Below are 3,215 nucleotides of genomic sequence, written 5' to 3' on the forward strand. Positions count from 1 at the left end.
GCAATAGGCAATAGGCAATAGGCAATAGGCAATAGGCAATAGGCAATAGGCAATGATTTAGCTTAGTTATTTGAAGATTTTAGCAATTTTTAGTTCTTACTTTTTTTCGTTTATTTCTATAAAGTTTATGTCAAAAATAACTTTTTAATAGTTATGATTTGCCTAGAAAATTATTAACCTAATAAGCCTTTAAATTTTAGATATATCCACTTGTTCAAAAGCCTTCAAGTGCTCTCCCCATCTCCCCATCTCCCCATCTCCCCATCTCCCCACACTTCCCTCTCTTTCCCTACCCCCTACCCCCTACTCCCTACTCCCTATTCCCTATTCCCTCAACGACGAAATAACCGTAAAATTATCCACATTACCAGAGTAGCGATCGCACCAGTCATAAGACTCCAGGCAAAAGCTGGTGTCATCATAAAGATAGTATTATTATCAGGGGGTTGTTGTTTAACTAGGACAGTAGCAGTAATGCTACTAGTTGCTACTCCCACGCCAGCCAGAGCAATGCTTTGGTGTAAGCTACGATTACTCTGGGTTTGGTAAGTTTGGGTCATGCCATCTACTGTCCGAATCATATTTTCTAGTAAGGTTAAACCAGACTTTAATCTGCCATGCTCCATCTCCACTTGTTGCAGATATTGGCTAGCTGCTAAATCCCTAAATTCTTCCAGAATGTGCCAATCACCCCGTTGATCAACCTGTTTTAGTCTAGTCAATCGTTGTTGGTAATGATCGATATTAGTTTTAATGGTTTGGGCTTGGGAATCGAGAATCCCTAAATTAGTAGCATAACGAGACAATAGGGTGAGGTTATTGCTTAGTATTTCTCGTAACTTTACTGTATTTTGAGGTAACATACTGATCTCAGCAATACTAGTGTTAACTGAGACTAGATCAGCTTTCAATTCTGCTAGTGGTGTGTTAATTTCACCATAAGCCCAAAGAATTTTGTTACGATAATACAATAGGTAAATTAAATCTATATAAATGCCAGTAATGGTGTCGATTATAGAATCAAGAGATGGCTTTTTGGGAAACAACCAGATTAACAGATGATGGTTGTGCTTGATGGCTTCTGGCTCTGACCAATCGGCGGGAGGACGCCAAAATTCAAATAAAGTACCCCCTAGCACTTTGCCTTGGGCTTGAAAATCTCTTGACCAGTCGGGTTTAGACACCAGTTGCTTGTAGCATTCTAGGGCAATTTGTGTAGGGTCTTGATCACGGTCACACAGTTGACCCCACAGGATCCAAGTTTGACCAATTGCTCCAGGTTGGTGATTGATGTGGGCAAGAATTTCCCCTTGGATTTTCTTAATATTTGTAATGGGTTGGGGTGAATAGTTTGATTGTCTGATACCATCAGCATAGACTCCAGAACAGTTCACCTGAAGGGCGTAAGTGTTACCAATTTGGATAGGGTAGTAGTAGCCTTCCAAGGGACGCTCGAAATTCTTGACCACATCAGCACCCAAGAGTTCCACCAACCTAGATTCTGAGCGTTCTGCCTGTTTTAGCTTAGCCAGTAAGGTCGGCTCTAGGATCAGGTCTGATTCATCACCCTCGGGATGACCATAGATTCTTTGCCAGAATCGTTCACGGTTGTGATCAATAATTTCCGGGTCTTGCCCTAGACCTTCCCGTAGATCGTAGAGGAATAGGTCGAGAGTCGGGTATACTATTTTGCTTAGGTCAGACATTGGCTTACCCTTTCATCAGGATAGTAACAAGGATAGTAACACTGTCACCTATTCCCAACCCTCTCATGAAGTGTAGCTAAGCGCCACCCTACGGAGAAACAGCTAGCCTCTATGCTAGAAAAGAAAAGAATCATCTGGTATCAGGTAAGGTATTCCCCATTAAATTTGCCTATCACTGGTAGCCAAAAGCCTTGCCCTAGACTAGTGTTTGACCTTTGACCTTTGATTTTTTTCTTGCTTAATACGTTGCTCAAGCATAAACAGGAAAATGCATGAATCAGCTCAACAACGCCTTCACCCTATTCTTGAGTTTGTTGGTTGAAGCAACACCTTTTTTGCTACTGGGGGTGATTCTCTCCAGCTTACTGCTGTTTTTTGTGGATGAGCGCAAGCTGATTGCTAGTATGCCTCGCCACCCCTTTCTAGGAGCAGTTTTTGGTAGTTGTGTCGGCTTTTTGTTCCCAGTGTGTGAGTGTGGTAATGTGCCAGTGGCTAGGCGACTGCTGAGCCAGGGAGCACCAGCACCAGTTGCAATTGGGTTTTTGCTCGCAGCCCCAACCATCAATCCTGTAGTAATTTGGTCAACTTGGGTAGCCTTTCGAGACCAGCCGGAAATCTGGGTATTGCGAATTTTATTTTCCTTAAGTATTTCCATTTTTATCGGCTGTGTCTTCAGTACTCAGAAAGACTTAGGCCCCCTACTGCAACGAGCAGTGTTTCGCTCTAGACCAAGGAAATTTGCTGAGGATAAGCCAGCATTACTACAATCAGGCTCATATTTACTCGGTCAATCTGGTACACCCTTGCCCCTGGACGTTAATGTCTTAAACACATCCCCTAGCCAGGACATACAAAGCAAACCCTTGCCTGACCGACTACAGCTCTTTGTCGAAAATGCTATACAAGAGTTTCGGGAGCTAGGCTCAATCCTAGTTTTAGGTAGTGCGATCGCAGCCATTATTCAAGTCGTTATCCCCCGTGATATTATCATTAGCCTCGGTCAAGGACCAGTGATGTCTATTTTGGCCATGATGCTATTGGCCGCTGTAGTATCCATCTGTTCCACCGTCGATGCATTTTTTGCCCTCGCCTTTGCCTCAACCTTCACCAGTGGTTCGTTGTTAGCATTTCTAATCTTCGGACCAATGATTGACATCAAAGCCATCGGCTTACTGTTATCTGTATTTAAAACCAAGTCAATCATTTACCTATTTCTCATAGCAGGGCAGTTAACATTTTTATTGACTTTGTTTATTAATTTGTATGTTAGTTAGGGAGTAGGGAGTAGGGAGTAGGGAGTAGGGAGTAGGGAATCGGGAATCGGTAAAAATCCTGTGTACCTGATTAGCAAATGTTAATTATTAAGGATGAATTCTTAAGGATTAATGGTGACGAGGAATTTTATTTTAAAAGTGTTGAATCCAGTAATAAACGTTTACCAAAATGTATTCCCCCACCCCCGCCTCAAACTCTTAACCCCGACTCCCGACTCCCGACTCCCGACTCCCG

Annotated in this window: 2 protein-coding genes; one reads left to right on the plus strand and one right to left on the minus strand. The window is 42.8% G+C overall.

The window, feature by feature from the left end; translation table 11 throughout:
- Positions 1–332: 332 nt before the first annotated feature.
- The gene (locus tag AC4II3_RS32130) at positions 333–1,706 is read right to left on the minus strand and encodes a hypothetical protein (protein ID WP_488015850.1); all 1,374 of its coding nucleotides are present in this window, start codon (positions 1,704–1,706) and stop codon (positions 333–335) included.
- 272 nt (positions 1,707–1,978) lie between these two features.
- On the opposite strand from AC4II3_RS32130, the gene AC4II3_RS32135 reads away from it, so the two are divergent.
- Positions 1,979–2,980, plus strand: a complete 1,002-nt coding sequence (locus AC4II3_RS32135) for a permease (RefSeq protein ID WP_488015852.1) — start codon at positions 1,979–1,981, stop codon at positions 2,978–2,980.
- Positions 2,981–3,215: the final 235 nt, after the last annotated feature.

The sequence above is a fragment of the Moorena sp. genome (genome assembly GCF_982860115.1).